Origin of the sequence: Acinetobacter sp. YH12131 (genome assembly GCF_013418635.1) — a bacterium.
In the GTDB taxonomy this organism is placed as follows: domain Bacteria; phylum Pseudomonadota; class Gammaproteobacteria; order Pseudomonadales; family Moraxellaceae; genus Acinetobacter; species Acinetobacter towneri.
In genome coordinates, this window is the sequence record NZ_VPBQ01000001.1 from 254,567 (window position 1) to 274,829 (window position 20,263).

The 20,263-nt window shown below is 40.9% G+C and carries 21 protein-coding genes; 9 read left to right on the top strand and 12 right to left on the bottom strand.

All coding sequences use genetic code 11. The features are described 5' to 3' along the window. Positions 1-57 precede the first annotated feature (57 nt). Entirely contained in the window at positions 58-483 is a 426-nt protein-coding gene (locus FTU66_RS01240; protein WP_096901142.1) for a DUF3887 domain-containing protein, read from the top strand. A gap of 27 nt (positions 484-510) precedes the next feature. Here FTU66_RS01240 and FTU66_RS01245 read toward each other — a convergent pair whose 3' ends face one another. The 7 genes from FTU66_RS01245 to FTU66_RS01275 form a co-directional block, all read right to left on the bottom strand. Further along, positions 511-1,611, bottom strand: a complete 1,101-nt coding sequence (locus FTU66_RS01245; protein ID WP_096901141.1) for an ABC transporter permease — start codon at positions 1,609-1,611, stop codon at positions 511-513. Continuing rightward, complete coding sequence (locus tag FTU66_RS01250) at positions 1,608-2,738, bottom strand: ABC transporter permease (RefSeq protein ID WP_004971855.1); 1,131 nt, start codon at positions 2,736-2,738, stop codon at positions 1,608-1,610. The genes FTU66_RS01245 and FTU66_RS01250 overlap by 4 nt, the downstream gene beginning before the upstream one ends. After that, the gene (locus FTU66_RS01255) at positions 2,738-3,868 is read right to left on the bottom strand and encodes an HlyD family secretion protein (RefSeq protein WP_180064437.1); all 1,131 of its coding nucleotides are present in this window, start codon (positions 3,866-3,868) and stop codon (positions 2,738-2,740) included. The genes FTU66_RS01250 and FTU66_RS01255 overlap by 1 nt, the downstream gene beginning before the upstream one ends. Positions 3,869-3,879: 11 nt before the next feature. Beyond that, positions 3,880-5,361: a TolC family protein gene (locus tag FTU66_RS01260; protein ID WP_168370507.1), complete on the bottom strand. Its 1,482-nt coding sequence runs from the start codon at positions 5,359-5,361 to the stop codon at positions 3,880-3,882. Positions 5,362-5,760: 399 nt separating this feature from the next. Then, positions 5,761-6,574, bottom strand: a protein-coding gene (locus FTU66_RS01265) for an IS5 family transposase (protein ID WP_180112192.1) whose coding sequence is annotated in 2 segments (ribosomal slippage) — positions 5,761-6,186 and positions 6,188-6,574 — 813 coding nt in all. Because the reading frame shifts where the segments join, the coding sequence is not laid out codon by codon here. Beyond that, a complete protein-coding gene (locus tag FTU66_RS01270; protein WP_180112193.1) occupies positions 6,564-6,878 on the bottom strand; it encodes a hypothetical protein in 315 nt (104 codons plus the stop codon). The genes FTU66_RS01265 and FTU66_RS01270 overlap by 11 nt, the downstream gene beginning before the upstream one ends. Positions 6,879-7,133: 255 nt before the next feature. Beyond that, the gene (locus tag FTU66_RS01275; RefSeq protein WP_180008359.1) at positions 7,134-7,577 is read right to left on the bottom strand and encodes a hypothetical protein; all 444 of its coding nucleotides are present in this window, start codon (positions 7,575-7,577) and stop codon (positions 7,134-7,136) included. Positions 7,578-7,832: 255 nt separating this feature from the next. On the opposite strand from FTU66_RS01275, the gene serC reads away from it, so the two are divergent. Further along, positions 7,833-8,912, top strand: a complete 1,080-nt coding sequence (gene serC, locus FTU66_RS01280) for a 3-phosphoserine/phosphohydroxythreonine transaminase (protein WP_180112194.1) — start codon at positions 7,833-7,835, stop codon at positions 8,910-8,912. A gap of 95 nt (positions 8,913-9,007) precedes the next feature. Here serC and FTU66_RS01285 read toward each other — a convergent pair whose 3' ends face one another. Together FTU66_RS01285 and FTU66_RS01290 are read right to left on the bottom strand one after the other, a co-directional pair. After that, positions 9,008-9,148 carry a hypothetical protein gene (locus FTU66_RS01285; RefSeq protein ID WP_004971840.1) on the bottom strand — a complete coding sequence of 47 codons (141 nt, stop codon included), beginning with the start codon at positions 9,146-9,148 and terminating at the stop codon, positions 9,008-9,010. A 489-nt stretch (positions 9,149-9,637) separates the two neighbouring features. Then, positions 9,638-10,570 (bottom strand): hypothetical protein, encoded by a 933-nt coding sequence (locus tag FTU66_RS01290; protein WP_019837949.1) that lies wholly within the window; start codon positions 10,568-10,570, stop codon positions 9,638-9,640. Between the two features lie 239 nt (positions 10,571-10,809). Here FTU66_RS01290 and FTU66_RS01295 point away from each other — a divergent pair, with 239 nt between their 5' ends. Both FTU66_RS01295 and FTU66_RS01300 read left to right on the top strand, forming a co-directional pair. Then, positions 10,810-11,277, top strand: coding sequence for a YaiI/YqxD family protein (locus FTU66_RS01295; RefSeq protein ID WP_004971836.1), 468 nt, complete (start codon positions 10,810-10,812; stop codon positions 11,275-11,277). Positions 11,278-11,289: 12 nt separating this feature from the next. Next, a complete protein-coding gene (locus FTU66_RS01300; protein WP_104853213.1) occupies positions 11,290-12,201 on the top strand; it encodes a DMT family transporter in 912 nt (303 codons plus the stop codon). Positions 12,202-12,277: 76 nt separating this feature from the next. Here FTU66_RS01300 and FTU66_RS01305 read toward each other — a convergent pair whose 3' ends face one another. Then, positions 12,278-12,841 (bottom strand): PilZ domain-containing protein, encoded by a 564-nt coding sequence (locus tag FTU66_RS01305; protein ID WP_004971830.1) that lies wholly within the window; start codon positions 12,839-12,841, stop codon positions 12,278-12,280. 25 nt (positions 12,842-12,866) lie between these two features. Here FTU66_RS01305 and FTU66_RS01310 point away from each other — a divergent pair, with 25 nt between their 5' ends. Continuing rightward, positions 12,867-14,102 (top strand): lipoprotein-releasing ABC transporter permease subunit, encoded by a 1,236-nt coding sequence (locus FTU66_RS01310; RefSeq protein WP_004971828.1) that lies wholly within the window; start codon positions 12,867-12,869, stop codon positions 14,100-14,102. Further along, entirely contained in the window at positions 14,095-14,778 is a 684-nt protein-coding gene (lolD, locus tag FTU66_RS01315) for a lipoprotein-releasing ABC transporter ATP-binding protein LolD (RefSeq protein WP_104853214.1), read from the top strand. Before FTU66_RS01310 ends, lolD begins: the two co-directional genes overlap by 8 nt. Here lolD and FTU66_RS01320 read toward each other — a convergent pair. Beyond that, positions 14,775-15,002, bottom strand: a complete 228-nt coding sequence (locus tag FTU66_RS01320) for a hypothetical protein (protein WP_180112130.1) — start codon at positions 15,000-15,002, stop codon at positions 14,775-14,777. The two genes, lolD and FTU66_RS01320, sit on opposite strands and share 4 nt — an antisense overlap. Between FTU66_RS01320 and FTU66_RS01325 the strand changes: the two genes are divergently transcribed. Beyond that, positions 14,911-17,346, top strand: a complete 2,436-nt coding sequence (locus tag FTU66_RS01325) for a DNA internalization-related competence protein ComEC/Rec2 (RefSeq protein WP_180112195.1) — start codon at positions 14,911-14,913, stop codon at positions 17,344-17,346. The two genes, FTU66_RS01320 and FTU66_RS01325, sit on opposite strands and share 92 nt — an antisense overlap. Here FTU66_RS01325 and FTU66_RS01330 read toward each other — a convergent pair. Further along, positions 17,303-18,292 (bottom strand): lysophospholipid acyltransferase family protein, encoded by a 990-nt coding sequence (locus FTU66_RS01330; protein ID WP_180112196.1) that lies wholly within the window; start codon positions 18,290-18,292, stop codon positions 17,303-17,305. The genes FTU66_RS01325 and FTU66_RS01330 overlap by 44 nt on opposite strands. A 127-nt stretch (positions 18,293-18,419) precedes the next feature. On the opposite strand from FTU66_RS01330, the gene sppA reads away from it, so the two are divergent. Then, complete coding sequence (sppA, locus tag FTU66_RS01335) at positions 18,420-19,442, top strand: signal peptide peptidase SppA (RefSeq protein ID WP_004971820.1); 1,023 nt, start codon at positions 18,420-18,422, stop codon at positions 19,440-19,442. Further along, entirely contained in the window at positions 19,439-20,257 is an 819-nt protein-coding gene (locus FTU66_RS01340; RefSeq protein WP_004971819.1) for an alpha/beta fold hydrolase, read from the top strand. The genes sppA and FTU66_RS01340 overlap by 4 nt, the downstream gene beginning before the upstream one ends. Positions 20,258-20,263 lie beyond the last annotated feature (6 nt).

Here is a 20,263-nt window from a genome sequence, read left to right on the forward strand (position 1 = left end):
ATAAAAAGGGCGCTTCGGCGTCCTTTTTTATAAACGTTGACTGCATAAGGGTAAGCGATGAAAACCAAATTAATGTTGTTGGCAGCAGCGGTTGCATTGAGTGGCTGTAATTCAATGGACAATATTCCAGATCCGAGTCCTGAACAGGAAAAGGCGGCACAGCTAGCCTATGAGGATTTGCGTGATGGGAAGTATGACGAGTTTTTGGATCAGTTAGAGCCGCAGTTGCAAACCCAGTTTAAGGACAATGAAAAGCTGATGAAACGCTTTTCACGTTCAATTCCTCAAGGTGAATACAAGTCTAAGACTTTAATGACCAAAGAGATTGAAGAAGCAACCAATCAGCTTGGGCAATATAAGGTCAGCTATGAAATTGCCTATCCGGAAAATCTGGTTCAGTATGATGTTAGTTTTGACAAGCCGAATGGTAGCAACAAGATTCGTAATTTCAATATTCAAGTCTTTGGCGAATCGGGTAAATAAGTGGAATAGGAGCATTGCTATAATGCTCTATCTGCTTTGATGACCAGAAATTAAACGTCGATAAGCCAAAAAAAAGCACAAGCTACCGATCATTCCAAGATAGAGCAATTTAGGCAAGATCAGTGTTGTAGGCACACCCATCTGATTGAGTTGAATAAACATCTGCACAATTTGGGTAGAGGGCAGGATTTCGCCAACGACTTGCATCCAGGTGGGCATGGCAGCATGCGGCCAGGCCGCACCAGATAAAAAGAACAGTGGAATAGAAGTGAATACAATGACATGCCCCGCACGTTCCGGCAGATCCAGAAAACTAGCAAATAAGCAGGTCATGCCAATTATCGTGTAGATAAAAACCGCAACAGCCAGCAGCATCCCGAGCAGGTTGCCACCGCGCGGATAATCAAATAGCCAGAAGCTAAAGCCGAATAAATAGAAACATCCCAGACAACCAATGGTGAAGACCGCTAAACACATCCCAATCAATGCATTTGTGTTTAATTCTATTTTTCTTTCCCGATATACCAAAATCAGCATACTCAAACCCAAAAGAATGGTTTGGTGGATAATTAAAGGTGCAACCGCAGGAAAGACATAGCTGCCATAGCCGGACAGCGGATTAAATAAAGGAATTTGATGCACAGAAAGGGCAGGTGAAAAATCCGAGACCTTGCCAAAGCGTTCAGTATAATCTGCCAAAGTTTGCTCAACTGATGTGGCTAAGCCCAGACCAATTTGTTTGGTTACTAAAAAGTTGGCTGTACTTAAATACAGGCCAATGCCACCTGTTTCACCATGCCTTAAGCTTTGCGATAAATTGTCCGGCAGAAGTAAAATACCATCGGCTTTTTGTGATTCCACCCATTGTTTGGCCTCGGAAAAATTGCCGGTAATCGCCTCAATCTCCACATTGGGGCTTTGTGCCACTTGACCAATAATACGGGTGCTTAAGTTACTTTGTTCTTCATCGACAATAATAATCGGTAAGGCTTCAGCCTGCTGTGCCTGATAAGCGGTTGGATAAAAAAAGCTGTAAAACAAGACGGATAGAATAAGCGTGGTAAAGATCGTGCCGTGACTGACAATATCCTTAAAGCTTTGCAGATAGTAAAACCAGAGGGATTTCATTGGACTGCTCCTTTAACTATTTTTTTAAGAAACAGATAAGCCAGCAGAGCGTAAACTAGGGCATAGATCAGCAGCATGAATCCAGCTTGCAGTGAAATATGCAATGGACTACCAATCACCCATTGTTCAGTTTGTAATTTGGCATAGGGCGTAAACGGAATAATATTGGACCAGAACTGGGTGAATAGGGGCGCATTATTTAAAGGTAAAGTCACACCGGCAAAACTTAAAGATGAACCACCATAGACCGCAATGATGCCAAAAGATTTACTTAAATCTTTGGTTGCCAGAACCACTGCACTGCTTAAAAATGCATAAGCGCTATATAGCAGAAATTGTGCCGATAGAATCAGAGCGAGCGAGCCGGCAACAAACCAGCCGCGAATTTCAATCAGCCAGAACATCCAGATCCAGGTCCATAGACTAAAAATAGCCACATAGATCAGGTTCTTAGACAGCAATGCCATCCAGATGGATGAGTTGCTAATCCAGCTTGTTAAGGTCTGCCGCTTCAGTTCCTGACCGACGGAAAATGCCACACAACAACACAGCAGTAAATGCAGAATTGCCGGAATGACATAGGGTTCCAGATAGAATTCATAATTCAGCTGCGGATTATACAGCGGAGATATTTTAATATGCGGTGACGGTGCTTCGAGAGAGGGGAGTCGGTTGCCCAGATATTGCTGTCCGCTAAATTCAGCGAGTGCTTGTAGGGTACTGACCAGCATGGCCGAGGAAATGGTATTTCCAATACTGAAATAACTCTGGTTAAAAGCAATACTGATGTCAGCATCCTGGGCACGAACCAGACGTTGCTCGGCACCGCTTGGAATATGGATATAACCCCAAATTTTATTTTGATTTAACAGGCGCTCAATTTCAGCTGTTTGTTCCGACACCGTAGCAATTTTAAGAGTATGATTCAGCGCCACATGTTGATAAATGCTTTGACTCAGCGCACTCTGGTCTTGATCAATAATCGCAATCGGTAAATGATCCGATTTCCCTTGAGCAAACATGCTGCTGAATAAAATAATCACCAGTGCAGGTGCCAGCGTGACCAGACACAGATCCCATTTTTCGCTGAGCAGATAGCGCAGTTCGCGCCATATACCCGTCCACATTATCGGGTCTCTTTCAGTTTAAATAACACGCTCATCCCGACTTTCAGTTCAGAAATTGCTGGTGTGGGCACAAGATGCAGCTTAAAACTTCGCACATCATAACCGCCGGTTTGGCGTGTGGTCTTAATGGTGGCAAATTCACCTTCAGCACTGATCTGCTTGATTTTAAAAGTGGCGGTTTTATCTAGGGCGGGAATATAACCTTCAATACTGCTCATTTTCTGAAACGGGGCATATTGGTCTTCACGAATATTCAGGCTCACCCACATTTGATCTTCAATCAGGCTGACCACAGGGACTGCGGTGGCTACCAGCTCCGAGACTTTGCCATAGGTTTTAGACACCGTTCCGTTTACAGGTGCTACTAATTGGGTTTCTGCCTCTAATGCATTGGCTTCATCCAGCGCAGCCTGGGCAATATCTACTTGTGCATCGGCAGAACTCTTTTGCTGCGAGGTGCTGCCACGTTTGGCACGTGCGTATTGCTGATACGCTGCTTCTGTCATTTGTGCCGCTGATTGACTGGCTGCATACAATTCATCACGGCGCTGGCGTGAAATCACACCTTCCTTAAATAAATTTGCACCACGCTCATAAGAAACTTTGGCTAAATTTTGCTGTGCTTTCAGCGATTGCCAGTTGGCATACAGGCTGGCGATATTTTCTTCTTGCGAGCCACGTTCAGCAGTCGATTGTAAGGCCAGCGCAGATTGTAAAGCCGCTGCGGCTTGCTGTTTTTTGGCCTGAATTTCCGGGCTGTTTAAGCGCACCAGCACATCGCCTTTTTTGACTCGCTGACCTTCTTCTACATAAATTTCTTCAATACGGCTTGGCACTTTGGTCGCCACCTGAACTGTTTCAGCTTCTACACGACCCTGCAATTCAAGCGGAGCCGGTTGGTAGCTTTTCCATAATCCAAATGCGATGACTGCCAGCAGAACTGGAATCAGGGCCAGCAATAAATATTTTTTCTTTTTAGCGATTTCAGGAGCTTGTTGTTGCTCGGTCGAAGTCGTCGCGTTGTTTTCTATTTCAGTTTTTGTTTCTACCTGTTGCGCAGGCGATTTTTCTGTATCGCTGGATGAAGCCGCTTCATTCACAGGATCATTGGGTTTTTGATCTTCGTTCATGTTCGGCTCCATTAGCGAATATAGTGAGTGTTGGTATGTTGGATGTAGTTCGGAAATTCTGCAATCGAGCCATGGCTTTGTAATAGTGTGGCCAGTGACATCACATATTTGTAAGCATTCAAGGCAGTTTCGGCTCGTAGTCCGCTCAGCATATTTTGTGCATCGATGACCTGTATGGCGGTGCCCATATCTTCTTTAAAGGACAATTCTTGGATGCGTAAATTTTCCTGTGCGGCTTTCAAATTTTGTGCCAGAAGTGCATCACTTTGCTGTGCGCTGAGTGCTTCGCTATAAGATTTATAAATCAGATTTTCAATTTCCTGCTGGGTGCGTGCAGTGAGCAGTTCTGTGGCAGAGCGTTTGAGTTCGGCAGCCTGAATATTTTTGTTTTTATCGATCCCAGAAAACAGGTTATAGCGTGCGGCAACTCCGACAATCCAGTTTTCATTTTGATCCAGACTATATTCGCCAAAAGCAAAAACATTCGGTTTTTTAGCTGCTTGCTGGGCTTTGACATTGGCTTGAGCTAATTGAGTATCCAGCTGCATTTTTTGAATCAGCGCAGAGTTCTGACTAAAAGTTTTTAGCAGATGATTTAAGGCCTGTGGCTCGGTTTTATTGACAAATAAAGGCGTCGAAAGCTCAGTGATGCTACTTTCCTGAAGCAGATTATTCAGCTGGAACAGCGCAGCATTCAAATTGGCCTGCGTATTTTGCTGGCTGCGCTCGGCATTATTACGTGCCACTTCAAATTGCATACGCTGGCCTTTACTGATAAAACCTTGCTGTTCCATTTTTAAGGCATTGCGATAATGCTGCTGCATGGCATTCAGATTAAACAGCGCAGCTGCATGCAATTGCTTTTGGAGCTGCACATTAAAATAACTTTGAATCAGTTCAAAACGCTGCGTATCTTGCTGCTGTTTGTTGCTGAGCTGACTACGACCGACCTGAATATTGGCAATTTCTTTGGCACTACGGGTGAGGCCTCCAGTATATATTGGCATAATCACGGAAACAGTGGGGCGAATCACCTGATCTTCAAGGATGACATTAGACGTATCCGGAATCAGACCAACTCCGCTATGAATAGTATTGTTAAGTCCATCACGCAGTGGATCGGTAATACCTGCAGGTAGATCCACGCCATTACTGGCCTCCCACTCATTAAGCCGGCCATTCACGCCTTGAGAGAGTGAATTCTCCAGATTATTTTTAAATTGCTTTAATGGAATATCGACTTCACTGTGAAAGGCATAAGCACGAACATTCAGGTCGACACGTGGCAGACCTACGCCTTTTACTGCTTCAGCTTCAAGTTTTGAAGCCTGTTCCAGACTTTGATAGGCTTGGCTGCTATAAGAATTTTGCAACAACTGACGTTCAGCATCCTGAAAGCTGATGCTCTGTGCATGAGCAAAGCTGCCATACATCATAGATGCAAGCAGATTTAAACCCCAGACAAGCTGTCTTTTATTTTTCTTTAAGTTCATAAAGTCGCTAAACTGATTTAAAGCTGGTAATGTTATCCCGCTAGTATAAATCAAAGGTTCGCAGATAGAACTAGTGTAAAGTTATAGTATTGTTTCTTGTACATTTGTCTATAAAAAGCACGCTTATGCGTCCTCTAATCTTCTTTTTTTACCTTTTCTTTTTAAATAGCGTTTTTTAGCTACTTTTTCTCTATATATTCTTTTAAAAGTCTTTGATTTTTTGCGATTAATTCATCCATATTGCTTTTTCCCCCCTCGAAATTCAGGATGTTGCTCTCGCATTTTTTTACATTCACTCTTTTCTCGCCAGATTTTAAAGAATAAATAAAGCTTGCTGAAGCATCTCTACGTAAAACTTCTTCTTTAAATAAAGGGGTGGCAATAGATCTCTTGCGAAAGTTAATTTAAGAGCATCCAATTCACCATTCCAGCAATTAAATTCATTCTTAGACCAAATCGTTTCCGTCTATTTCTATGGCGTTCTGTTAATATCCGAAAATGTTTAAGTTTGCCGTTGATATGTTCAATTGTGATCCTACGCCGACTGATTTCTTGGTTGATCTGTTTTGCTATTTGGGGTAATGATAAATTGTTAGGTTTCTTGATTAGAATGAGTAACTTACTCTTAATCTGATGAAATCCTTTATAGGCTAAATCTGCTATGATATAAGGATAAATAATCATCTCCTTCAAATGCTTACGCGCAATGTTCAGATCGTGTTTTCTGCCATCTTCAATCTGTATACTTACAATTTGCTTTAATTGGGGGTTAAAAATGACCTGTGTTTTTAGCGTATGTTTCTTCTTTTTACCACTATAGAATTTTCTTTGTTTTTTTGGGACGCTCAATCTGTGACTCAGTAACATCAACGATTACATAATCCCCCTCATTAAACTTTTGATTCCTTTTCGGCAATGCGAAAATCCGTGATTGAATCAGAGCATTTTCAACTTTCTGAATCGTACGATTCACATTACTTTCAGCTAGGTTATAGTCGGCGGATAACTCAATTTGAGTTCTATAACAGCGTAAGTAATTTAAAGTTAACAACAATTGATCCTCTAAACACAACGAATGAGGTCTTCCAGATTTTTTCTTGGCAAGTTCAGCATGTTGTAACACTGATACCATTTTTAAGAATAATGGACGAGGAACTCCAACAAGTCGTTTAAATTCTTCATCATTAAATCTTGTTAAATTTTCATTTTTCATGAGATGAGTATAAACAATTTTTTACTTTCGCAAGAGGTCTAATATTAGTGAAAAAATAATTAGTTTTATAGCTAATCATAGATTCCAAGATATTTTGAGGTAACAAAATTACAGGTCCAACAACTTTATTAGGCCCCCAAGGAGCGTGAGGAAGTGAAAATTTTGATTTTTTCCATTCGTTATCGATTGCACAAAAGAAATGAATAGCCTCTTTTGTTTCAGTCGTTTCTATACCTAATTTCTCACATTGTTCTAATGTATATTCTGCAAAATGTTTAAAGCAAATATTAGGGTTTGTTGACAATTCGTCTATGTTTGCGGCATGAGAGATATATCTCGCAAGGTTTTTTAGCTGCTATAAGGCATGGGACAGGAAATTTAGTCATTTTAAATGACTGGCACATAACGCAATAGCAGCAAAAAATATGCTCGCCCTGAAAGGCTGTGGCTAAAACTTTCTCAGATTGTGTTATGAAACTTAGCAATAATCTCGCTATTCCTTGCGTTTCATGCCTGATCTGCTCAGTTTTAGCCTACAGCGCAAGCCATTTATGAAATGTCAACAGACCCTAGTCGTTATATCTGAAATAGTGTCTGGACCTATACCATCTGCAACTAATATTAATTCTTCAAGATCTTCTAATAAGCCTGTCTGAGCTGCCTGAGAAGACTTTAAGCATGTGAGTATATATTCAACTTTAATATCGTGTGATCCTTTGCCATTTACTCCTTCTTTAGTTGCACCAATGCCAGTATATTTGGGCTCAGGAAAATGGGAGCATAATTTTCTTGCTTTAATTTCATCTTTTTCTTTAAGAGCTTCCATTAAACATTTCATAAAATTTTGCTGAGTAGTCAGAGCAGACTTGGAATGTATGTTCTCACAACGAGTTAAATAATAACTATCAATGTATAAGCGAGTATCTGTTTCCAGATTAGGGTCAAAGAAGTCAACTTCAAGTAAATTTTTATCTACCTTAAAGTGATTGAAGAATGTTGTCATTGTTTATTTCCCCTTTAATATTTATTTAAAATATCATTTAATTAGGAGTAGTGGGTGGTTTTTTTGATCAATTTGCGACAGATATTGTCGCACACATTTCAACCTCTTTTTTTGATTTAGTAAATTTATCCCTCGAATCTACATTGATTTTTTGACTCTATCTTGGCTCATAGATTGAAATAATTTTGTGCAAGACCCTGCCAGATATGGTTAAATGCCATCATTTTATTGTGTTTCACTCTGAAAGGAAAAATCATGCGCGCGTACAACTTCTGTGCTGGTCCTGCAGCATTACCGACTGCCGTACTTGAAAAAGCTCAAGCTGAAATGCTTGACTGGCATGGCAAAGGTCTTTCGATCATGGAAATGAGCCACCGTAGTGCCGACTATGTTGCCATGGCTGAAAAAGCGGAAGCAGACCTGCGCAAACTCATGAATATTCCTGAGAACTACAAAGTATTGTTCTTGCAGGGTGGTGCATCGCTACAATTCTCTGCGATTCCATTGAATTTGTTGGGTAAAAACAACAAGGCAGATTATATCCACACGGGTATTTGGTCTGAAAAAGCCTTAAAAGAAGCGCAGCGCTATGGCGATATTCATGTCGTTGAAGCGGGTATTCAGATTGAAGGTAAGCATGCCATTAGCGAACAAAGCCAATGGAACTTATCTGCCGATGCTGCCTATGTGCATTATGCAGATAACGAAACAATTGGTGGTTTGCAGTTTGCCAATATTCCAGAAACAGACAAACCGTTGGTATGTGATTTCTCATCAAGCATTTTATCTGCACCTTTAGATGTATCTAAATTTGGTCTGATTTATGCAGGTGCGCAAAAAAATATTGGCCCAGCAGGTTTAACCATTGTGATTGTACGTGAAGATTTGCTTGATCAAGCCAAGCCTGAAATTCCAAGCATTTTGAAATATTCAGCACAGGCAAAAAATGATTCCATGGTGAATACACCTGCAACTTATGCATGGTATTTGTCTGGTTTAGTGTTTGAGTGGTTATTGCAAAACGGTGGTGTAGATGCGATTCATCAAGCTAACCTAGAAAAAGCGAAATTATTATACGGTTATATCGATTCAAGCGATTTCTACGCGAATCCAATTTATAGCGCAAACCGTTCAATTATGAACGTTCCGTTTACTTTGGCTGATGCCGCACTGGAAAAACAATTCTTGCAAGAAGCTGAAGAAAACCGTTTGTTGAACTTGGCAGGTCACCGTTCTGTAGGTGGTATGCGCGCAAGTATTTATAATGCAGTGCCATTAGATGGCGTACAAGCTTTGGTTAACTTTATGGATGACTTTGCAAAACGTCACAGTTAATTGATAGTAGTAAAAAGCAAAAACCCAGCTGAATTAGCTGGGTTTTTTTTATAGAAATAGGTGAAAAGTCATAGAGGCTTGTTGATGAGTGAAACTCAGAACACAAAATAGTGTAAGCCGTAGGCGGAGAGCAGCATGCCTAATGCAAAAAATAGGCAAGACATCGGGTCGAGCTGATAGCGTTGCTCAAGTTGATGTTCTACATGCTGTAAGTTTTCTTCTTGCACGATTTTCATAGATATTATTTTCCGATGATCTATTTATCGTTAAATATTTAAATACGGCTATATTTTTAGCATAAAAAATTGATTAAATAAAGTACTAATTTTATTTTAAATATAATATCTGCCAATAATGAATTAATTCTGTGTTGATTTTTAAAATCCGCACCACTCAAGGCTTTCAGATTATCTACGGTGCTTGGTGCAGATGTTTGGGTTTTAAAATAACTTATCCACATATTCGATTTAAAATATGGCTGATTTTGAATTTATAATAAATTTAAAGCTGTGGATAACTGCGTTTTTTTGAATTTAAAATGCTTAAATAAGCATCAATATATTCATACTATCAATAGCACGCTTTTAACAATCAAAAATTGATTATAAGCTATCAGTGAAATAAGTATTGAAAGTTCCTTCTCCCTGAGGAGAAGGCGAGGATGGGGGGATGATGAATATGAATTTATTATTTAGACAGCTACTTTGAGGTTTATTTTTAATAAACTACTGTTTTATATTGTGAATATTGGCTTGAATCCAAATATTGCCACGAATGTATTGTCCAATTTCAAAGTTTTGGTGCGCAGGATTTTTAGTTGCAAGACGAATTAAAATCGCAGGCTGATTTTCATCATGAATTAGAGTGACATCATAAACAGTATAGGCTTGATTCATGAATTCAAAACTGGTTTTACCAACAACATTGCCCTGAAACCAAGCTTCATCTTCCTGACCGATATTTTCGCCATATAAATATGCGACCATTTTAGAAAAATCCACCGTTACAGGTGCTTTGTCATCTTCGGACTTAGGTTGCCATGCGTCAATTTGTTCTTGCAGATTGGCAGGTGCAACACCATCATTGGCTGCTAAAATATCATTCAGCGCACGATGGTGTTTAATTGACGCAGGATCATCGACCACCAATTGTTCGCCTTCAGCAACAGCTTCAAGTTCATACGCCCATGCGTTTAAATGCACCCAGTAGGTTTGATCTTTTTGGTATTGTTGATGGTTGACGCTGTATAAACTGTCAAAAGCATAGACAATACTGTTGTTGCCTAAATTGAGTCGAAGCACCGCTTGAGTGTTAGATTTGCAGCTAATGATACGTTCAATTTTAGCTTCAACTTTGTAAGGACTTTCAAAGCAAGGGAAAGCCGTTTTTACAGCTTGTGGTTTGTTATTTTCAACCGCAATCACTTGTGTCAATTGAATTGCCTCTTTGCTTGGGCCTTGAATCAGCCATGTGCTTTGATCCATTTCTGCTTCTTGGCGGCATAAACCCATTGGCATAATTGGTGCATCTAGAGCCAGTCCTAACCATTTTGGAACTTCGGTGCAGGGTTCATCCGTGAGTAAATTCCAATGTTCAACATGGCTGCCGAAGTTCTGATCTTCAATGCGGATGATTTCTGGTCTATTTTGATTGTTCATAGGCACTTTGAGATGTTGGGTTCTTTTCTTTACTCTTAGATCGAGGGTTATTTCGATTTTTCAAGTCTTTGGCTGAAATTTCATGTAATGCCACTGCATTTGTACAGATTGTGGACAGCGATGCAGCAGAAACAAAATCACATCCATCTACACTTTAGCATGCAATTCTGAGCATTTTAAACATACTGCAATGTAATGAGTTTGATACACTAGTCGCATATTATTATCAGGGTTGCACAGTGCTGCCATTTAAACTTTGGGTTGATGCAGATGCATTACCTAAAATTCTAAGAGAAGTCATTTTACGTGCTTCAGATCGTTACCAACTTGAAGTCACTTTTGTTGCCAATCAATCGGTCGGGATTACGCCTTCGGTACGGATTAACTCTATTCAAGTGATGCATGGTGCCGATGCCGCCGATCAGGAAATTGTAGATCGCATGAAGGAACACGACATTGTGATCACGCAGGATATTCCACTAGCGGCACAAGTGATTGAAAAGGGCGGAATAGCGATTCATCCACGTGGTGAAATTTATACTGTTGCCAATGTGAAAGCGCGTCTGCATTTGCGTGATTTTATGGATACTTTGCGTGGTGCAGGCGTACAAACAGGTGGGCCAGCACCTATTTCAGAACGTGATAAACGTGAGTTTTCAAGTAGTCTAGATCAAACCATCCAAAAGCAAAAACGTAAAACTGCTTAATACGAGTCACGCATGCCTTCTAAAACCAATATTATGATGACCTATGCCTTATTGGTTTTCATTTGGGCAACAACGCCTTTGGCAATTGTCTGGAGTGTGTCAGATTTACACATGCTTTGGGCTTTGGTGCTACGTTTTTTCATTGCTTTGCCCTTAGCTATTATTTTATTGCTGCTGTTAAAAGTGAAATTTCCACATCATCTACAAGCGTGGCATAGTTATTTGGCAGGTTCGTTTAGTCTGATCGGTTCACAAATTTTCACCTACATTGCCACCGCTTATTTAAGCTCAGGCATTATCGCCCTGATGTTTGGTCTGACCCCCATCATAGCAGGTTTGATTGGTCGTTTTGTGTTTCAGTTGCATTTGGCACGTATTCAATGGATCGGAATGACAGTGTCCATTTTAGGGCTTGGCATCATCTGCTTTGGCGGCGAAACACAGCATGTGCATCCTCTGGGTATTGTTTTAATGCTGTTTAGTGTATTGACCTACACCATGTCTATTTTCTGGGTGAAAAAAGTTAATGCGCAAGTTGAACCTGTAGCACAGGCAACTGGCTCGATTTTGGTATCAACCATTGCGGCTTTATGTATTGTGCCGTTTATTTGGCAATATGTACCGACTAGTTTGCCGAGTCTTAAATCTATCGCAGCTTTACTTTATACCGTGATCATGGCTTCTTTGATTGCAATGTTCTGTTATTTTAAATTGGTGCAGAATATTCAGGCGACCACCTTATCTTTAACCACCGTCATGACGCCAATGATTGCTTTGTTGATTGGTGCTTTACTCAATCAAGAAGCTTTATCGGTCATGGTATTTGTGGGCGCTTTGGTTTTATTGTCAGGCTTAGTGCTGTATTTTTATCGTGATCTTAAAGCAAGTCGGGCATTGGCTCAGAAAATCAAAACACCATCCTAACGATATGCAAAGATGGCGTTATCCACGTGATTTTATATACGCGAACATGCAGAAATGATTTATTTTATTTCTTAGATTATGCTTGTTTTAAAGCAACGGCTTCTGCAAGTTTGACGCGATCTTGAGGGTGTAGAGTAATAAAATACGCCCCAGTACGATATTGTCCATTTTCTTCTTCACGGCTGTAAACCACTTGCGCGGTTGCGGCTATATGGAAAAAGTTTTCAGGATGGCTGAGCGTGACATGAATATAACTGCCCGTGTTTAATTCACGTTCACTATAAAAACTGAAACCACTTTCTGAAAAATTGACCTGTTCAGGGATGGGTAACATGCTTTGTACAATTGCATCGTATAAAGACCCTGTAATAAGGTTTAATTTTTGGTTGAATAAGGATAAGATTCGAGCAATTTGTTGATCTTTTTCAGTTAATTGTTCTAATTCGTAGTTTAATGCATGATCAAATTGATCTAATTCTGCGAGTAGTAGAAAATAACGCGGTAAAACAAAATTAGCATCGTAAGGGTCGTTCAGCGCAACATCGTCAGAAATGATCTGGTAATTGATTCTCAGGGCAGCATCAATTCGTGACATGACACGACGTTCAGACGCGACGCTTTGATGCTGTAAATTTTCCATAATGTATTACCTCGGACTTGATGGTATGTTTAAACCAATCTCGCTATATATAGGGTTGAGATATACGCGCGCTCGGCGCAGTAACCACTTTATTTCTTTTATTGCCTTAGTTTCGATGATCGGTCTAACTTTGGGTGTTGCCGTCCTCATTACCGTACTTTCGGTGATGAATGGTTTTGATCGCGAATTAAAAAATCGTGTCTTGGGCATGATACCTCAAGCCACTGTTTCATCAACACAAATTTTAACAAATTGGCCAGAACTTGCAACGAAAGTTGAGCAACATAAGCATGTTGTTGGTGCTGCACCATTCACGCAATTGCAAGGCATGTTGACCGCACAAGGGCAAGTGTCGGGCATTATGGTCACGGGAATTGAACCCGAATACGAAAAGAAAGTATCCATCATTCAAAACCACATGGTTGCAGGCAGTATCGATAATCTGCAAAAGGGTGAGTTCGGTATTGTTTTGGGCAAACAAATGACCGATGCCTTGGGTTTGGGTTTAAACGACAGCATTACCTTGGTTTTACCTGAAGCGACGCCATCACCTGCAGGGGTTGTACCGCGTTTTAAACGCTTCAAAGTGGTCGGTATTTTTAGTATTGGTGCAGAAGTCGATTCGATGATGGGATATATCGCCCTGAATGATGCTTCGACTTTGCTGCGTTTACCCGATGGTGCGCAAGGTGTACGTTTAAAACTGGATGATATTTTTGCTGCACCACAAGTATCTCGAGATATTGTGCAAGAGCTACCTGCCAATTTTTATGCTTCGGACTGGACTTATACTCACGGCAACTTGTTTAGCGCCATTCAAATGGAAAAGGCAATGGTGAGCCTATTGTTATTCCTAATTGTTTTGGTGGCTGCATTTAATATCGTGTCGTCTTTGGTGATGGTCGTGACCGATAAAAAATCGGATATTGCGATTTTAAGAACTTTGGGTGCATCACCAAGCACGATTACCAAAATTTTTATGGTGCAAGGTACGGTCATTGGGGTTATTGGCACGGTTTCAGGTGCAATCTTGGGGATTATTTTCGCGTCCAGTATCAGTGGCTTTATTGCATGGTTGAATAATGTATTAGGGCTAAACTTATTTGATGCCTACTTTATCAACTACTTACCTTCATATTTAAGATGGCAAGATGTGGTGGTGATTGTGAGCTTGTCATTAATTTTAAGTTTCTTGGCGACGATTTACCCTGCATTACGTGCCGCGAAAATTCAACCAGCAGAGGCATTGCGTTATGAGTAAGATTGTTCTGGAAGCCAAACAAGTTTCTAAACACTTTACCGATGGCAAAACCACTGTTGAAGTGATTCGTGGTCTAGATTTACAAGTTCAGCAGGGGCAATTTATGTCTATTGTTGGGGCGAGTGGTTCGGGTAAAAGTACCTTATTGCATGTTTTAGGTGGCTTAGACCGACCAAGTACAGGCGAAGTATTTTTAAATGGTCAGCGTTTTGACAATTTAGGCGAAGCTGAGCGCGGTTATTTGCGTAATCAATACCTCGGTTTTGTTTATCAATTTCATCACTTGCTGCCTGAGTTTAGTGCGCTTGAAAATGTGGCGATGCCGTTAATGTTACGCGCAGGCACGAACTATAAAGAGGTGAAGGCACAGGCAGAGTATCTGCTTGAGCGTGTCGGTTTGTCGCATCGTTTAACCCACAAACCGGGTGAGCTTTCTGGAGGGGAACGTCAGCGTGTTGCATTGGCACGTGCGTTGGTGGCGAAACCCGCACTCATGCTTGCCGATGAGCCTACTGGAAACTTAGACCGCAAAACTGCAGTTAAAATTTTTGAATTGCTGCGTGAATTACGCAGTGAATTTAACATGGCGATGCTGATTGTGACCCATGATGAAGAACTGGCAAAATCTGCCGATACCATTTTGCACATGCAAGATGGTGTTTGGGTAGATGCTTAGGGGCATAGCTCGTAAAGCCACTCAAAAGCGATTGCGTTTAAAACAGTAATTGCTGGAATAAGATTGTTTTGTTGAAGCCCACTTCGGTGGGCTTTATGATGCATGCCAATAAAAATAATAAGTTTAATATTCATGCTGCAATTGATGGGACTAGCTTGGGTGATTGGGATCGCCTGTGTCGGAATACGTTCTTCTTCTTTTCCAATACATTCATTGACTTCCATGCCCAGCGCAATGGTTTTACTGATTTTATGCAGTATCGTTGTGCAATACTTGTTGCAAGCTCGCTTATCTTCAATCTATTGGAAATGTTTGAATGTAGGAGTGGCAGGTGTTTTGAGTCTTGTTTTCGGTTTGATCTATGCGGATACGCAGATGCAGCAGCGTTTGCAATGGCGTGAACTACAACCTGAATTTGCTGAAGTCGTGGTTTATGTCAGACAGTTAAATCAGCTAAATGACAACAGCATTTCACAAAGGGTTGAGGTGTTAAACCGACATCCTCAAACAGTGACATGGTTAGCAACTTTAGCACAAACTCAGGTAGATCAAGAGCAAAATTTAGAACTTGGACACTATTACAAATTAAGTGGAAAAATTCGCCCTGCGCATAGTTATGCCACAGCAGGTGCATTTGATGTAGAGCGGTGGTATTTACAGCAAAATATTATGAGTGGTTTTCGGGTTGAGCAGATTCAGCCTATCTCGGCTGAACAAATTTATGCCATGGGGTTTACACAACATTGGCGTGCCCAACAGACGCTATGGGCAAAATTTCGATTATGGATTGAACAGCAGCGTTATCAAATTCGACTGTTTATTCAGCAGCAACCTTTGCATCATCAAGGTTTAATTCTTGCATTACTCACAGGAGATAAAAGCCTATTAGATGCAGAAACTGAAGCACAGTTTCAGCGTTTTGGAATTAGCCACTTATTGGCTATTTCAGGGCCACATGTGCTGATTTTTGCAGGCATGCTATGTTGGGCATTACGTCAGCTGATTAGGTATTACCGTCCGCATTGGTATTTGTGGATGCCTAAACAATACTTGCTCATGTTGCCATTTTTAAGTTGTGTATTGCTGTACACCGCCTTTGTCGGTTTTGAAATTCCTGCATTAAGAACCTTGCTGATGTGCAGTCTAGTGACAGTAATGTTAGTGCTGAAGCAGAAGCTTCAAGGCTTTGCCTTGCTGATTTATAGTGCTGCCTTATTATTATGGTTTGATCCTTTAAGTGTACTGTCTGCTGCTTTTTGGCTGTCTTACGGGGCCTGTTTTATTCTACTGCGTATTTATCAGAGTTTGAGTGCGCAACCACGTATAGAGCTGAATCGTTGGCAGCAATTGAAACATGCCAGCAAAATTTTAATCGAATCGCAATGGAAAATTTTTATTGCCTTATTTCCTTTGGTGATTGTGTTTTTTAAACAAGTGGCGTGGATTGCACCGCTGAGCAATATTATTGCAATTCCATTGATTGGTATGCTGATTGTGCCTTTAGATATTTTGGCGGGAATTTGCTTTTTTATTTTTGAACCCTTGGCTTCAATGCTGTTCCAATTGAATGATCTGGTTGTAGCTTTATTAAGCTTGATTTTTCAGGGGATGGAAACCATTTTTGCACCACAGTTGCATACTTTGTCGATGTCTGCAGCGGTGTATGTCTGTCTATGTTTAGGCTTATTTCTGCTATTTTTACCACAATCGGTATTGCCTAAAACTTGGGTAATCTTATGTTTTGTTCCACTGATTATAGTCGATAGCCAACGACAACCATTTGAATTAACAGTACTCGATGTGGGGCAGGGACAAGCTTTATTTTTACGTTCAGGTCATTACAACATGATGATTGATGTGGGCGGTTCTTATGATGAAAGTAAGTTTAGTATTGGACAGCAAATTTTACGTCCATTTTTAGCGGTGCATGGTATTAAACAACTGGACTTGGTGGTTTTAAGTCATTTAGACCAAGACCATAGTGGTGCATTTCCTCATTTGCAAAATGAAGTCAATATTCAGCATGTCTTTGCCAATCAGACCGTAGATGTGGCAGTAAATAGCAAGTTTAATTTGTGTCAGCAAGGGCAACAGTGGTCTTTACCACATCAGGTACAGATACAAGTTTTATCTCCTAAACCGAGTCAATTACCTTATGCCGCACAGCAACAAAATGAGTTGTCATGTGTGTTGTATATTTCAGTGCCATCCGCACAGCCATATCAGCATTTTTTAGTGATGGGCGATGCAGGTTGGGCAACTGAATATCAATTGTTGCAGGAATATCCTGATTTAAAAGTAGATGTGTTAATTTTGGGGCATCATGGCAGTAAACACAGCTCTGCTTATGATTTTTTAGCACATTTTCGGCCTAAACTGGCTGTGGCATCGGCAGGTTTTGACAATCGTTATGGGCATCCTAGCCCTATCGTTGAGCAACGTTTGGTCGATCTGAATATTCCATTCATGTATACGGCTCAGCATGGAAGTTTACGTTTTTATTTAGATGCGCCACAACGCATGCTTATACAGCCGTATCGGCAACAGAAGTTGTGGCTGCAGCGTTAACTTGATTCTGAGCTTGCATGCGCACAGCTTGAACATCAGCCAAGGCTTCATGCGCAGGCTTGTGATAAACCCCGCGTAAATCTGGATGGGCTTTGTAGCGTTTATAACTCCAGTGATAATGCGCAGGATAACGACGGATCAAGTTTTCGATGGCATTGTGAATGATCGCTGTTCCTGCATTGGCATCACACTGATATATGTGTTCATCTACCGCTTCGATATACATATCAAAGCCTTGATCTGTATTTCTTAACGCATATAAGAACAAGGCCTTTGCTTTGGTTTTCTGAATCAGTTTGGCGCTTAAATTACTCGATTCCAACGGAATACCAAAAAAAGGAATCATCTCACCACCTACATTTGGGGTATGGTCTGGCAAAATGACAGTGGTTCCGCCTTGTTTAAGTGCTTTAAAAATTTGACGTACGCCAGACTCATCGGTTGGAACTAAATTCGCCTGTTCACGGCTACGTGCCTGACGAACAAAGTCATCTGCCGCAGGGTTTTTGACAGGTTTATACATGATGGTCATTTGCGTAAATTGAGCGACCCACGCATTCATAATTTCCCAAGTACCAAAATGCGGCACAATCAAGACCAAACCCTTTTGCGCAGCCAGTGCTTCTTGTAATAGTTCTAAACCATATACCTGATGAATTCTTTGAATATTTTTTTGATTGCTTGATCCCCAAATATGAAAAAACTCAAAATAAGACGTCAATTCGTTACGAATTGCTTGTCGGGTAATTTGTTGGCGTTGCTGTGAACTCAGCTCAGGAAGTGCTATTTGTAGATTAAGCTCAATGGTTTGAGAGGTCTTACTCAAACGCAGAGTATTGACCAAAAAAGCTAAAGATTTTGCAAAAAGACGCGCAACAGTTAAAGGTTGTCGACTGACAAAATTAAGCAGGCGCGATAAAGCCGTTGTCGGTGCAGGTTCGGTCATAACGACAGCATCAATTGATAGAAAGGATAAAGATGTAAAATATTATAGGAGAAAATACAGGCTTTAGACAGTTTTTGCCAATTCCGTGTATATAATGGAGCAAATTTACTATTTTTTGGATTGTTTCATGTCCGATTGGCCACCAAAACCACAAAATGAATCACAACAAATATCTCCACAAGCACAGCAGCCCACAGGCAATGAGTGGAAACTATTAGAAAAAGCTGTTTTAGCTTCAGTTGAAGAACAACGTCGTGCACGTCGTTGGGGGATTTTCTTTAAGTTTTTAACTTTTGCTTATATATTTTTACTGTTGGTGATAATGGGCAAAGGGTGCAGTACCACGACCACGAATCCATCGGCAGCGAGTCCACATATCGCGGTGGTGGATATTGTTGGCACAATTGCATCTGATAAGCAAAGTGTGAACAGCAATGACACCATCAAGTCACTGAAAAAAGCCTATGAAAACAGCAACAGTCAGGCGGTGGTGCTAAATATTAATTCTCCGGGTGGTTCACCTGTGCAGTCAGATGAAATCTGGCAAGAAATTCAATATCTGAAAAAACAGCATCAAGGGAAAAAACTCTATGCCGTGATTGGCGATACTGGCGCTTCAGGTGCGTATTACATTGCTTCCGCTGCAGATGAAATTATTGTCAATCCATCAAGTTTGGTGGGTTCAATTGGCGTGATTATGCCAAATTATGGGCTGAGCGGTTTAATGCAGAAGATGGGTGTGGAAGATCGTACTATGACCTCAGGTGAAAATAAAGCCTTATTGTCGATGACACAACCTGTTGATCCTGAACAGAAAAAACATGTGCAAGCCGTATTAGATAATGTGCATGGCCACTTTATTCAAGCAGTGAAAGATGGACGCGGCGCGAAACTGAAATCACAAGATCCTGCGATTTTCTCAGGTCTGTTTTGGACAGGTGAGCAAGCCGTGACTTTAGGCATTGCCGATAAGATTGGCAGTTTAAATAGCCTGAAGCGTGATTTAAACCTAGATAAAACAGTGAACTATACCATTGAACACAGTCCTTTAGACTCTGTGTTGGGTCGTATGGGTGCAGCAGTGGGAGAGGGCTTTGCCACTTCTTTATCTCAACATATTCAGACTGAGCAAAACGCGAAATTACAATGAAACCACTGATTCATTTTGCGCATGCCAATGGCGTGCCATCGAAGGTTTATCAAAAACTGTTTGATTTACTTAAAGATGATTACGATGTGATTTACGTCCCTTTGTTGGGGCCAGATAAGCGTTATCCGATTGATAATCATTGGCAAAGCTTAACCCAACAAGTGATTGACAGTGTTGTACGTCAAGCTCAGGGACGTAAAGTGATTGCGTTGGGGCATTCTTTAGGTGCAGTGTTGTCGTTTCAAGCCTCTTTACAACGCCCTGAATTATTTGAACAAGTGATCATGCTTGATCCACCTTTAATTATGGGTAAAGCATCGGTGTTTTTACATTTTGCCAAAATGTTTAAGCTTAAAGCAGTAGATCAACTGTCGCCTGCATCTTTGTCTTTGCGCCGTCGTGATCATTGGGAAAGTCGTGAGCAAGCAGCAGACTTATTGCGTCCGAAAGGTTTTTATCAAGATTTTGATGCCGACTGTTTTCAGGCTTATATCGAGCATGCTTTGACTGATGACCATGTACGAGGCGGGGTACAATTGACCATTCCAAAAATGGACGAGGTCAATATTTTTAGAACCAATCCATCACTGTGGTGGTTACCGCAAGCAAAACTGCAAGTGCCGACAGAATTGGTGATTGCAAAAAAAGGGCCGTTCTTAAAAGCAGGTTTCCCACAAATTACCGCCAAGAAATTCAACATTGCTTATCAGGTGGTTGAAGGTGGACATATGTTCCCTTTAGAAAAACCTGAAGCGACGGTGCAGTTGATTAAAGATTTGATTCAAGCACAGCAGAGTAAAGCTGCTTCTGTTTAATTCAGT